A 383-nucleotide genomic window follows, 5' to 3' on the forward strand; every position below is an offset into this window, starting at 1 on the left:
CCGGCGTCGTCGTACGGACTCGACTCACCGTCCGGCACCCCTCCGACTCCCGCCGCCTACCCGACCGTGTCCGCCGCGCCTGCTGCCGACGGCGTGACCGCGGTGATCGAGCCGGCGCCGTTCGGGATACTCGATGCCTCGCCTCCGCCGCGCCGGAGGAACGTCGGCCTCTGGGTGACCCTGGCGATCGTCGGCGTGCTGATCCTGGCCGTCGCGATCACCACGGTCTACGCGTTCGTCACCGCCCGGCACTGGGACAAGGTGGATGTGCCCGCCCAGGCGGCGACGACGCATTCCGAGGAGTACGAGACGGGCCGGTACGACGTCACCATGGACACGGTCAATCCCTGTGCGGTCAGGCAGGATTGGACCGAGTGCACGGA

1 protein-coding gene is annotated in these 383 nt (G+C 70.2%); it reads left to right on the plus strand.

The genetic code is table 11. The annotated features are described in order from the left end of the window. Positions 1-66 precede the first annotated feature (66 nt). On the plus strand, positions 67-383 hold a 317-nt coding region (locus BGN97_RS15915; RefSeq protein ID WP_292703581.1), incomplete at its 3' end, for a hypothetical protein.

The sequence above is a fragment of the Microbacterium sp. 69-10 genome (assembly GCF_001897945.1).
Lineage (GTDB): Bacteria > Actinomycetota > Actinomycetes > Actinomycetales > Microbacteriaceae > Microbacterium.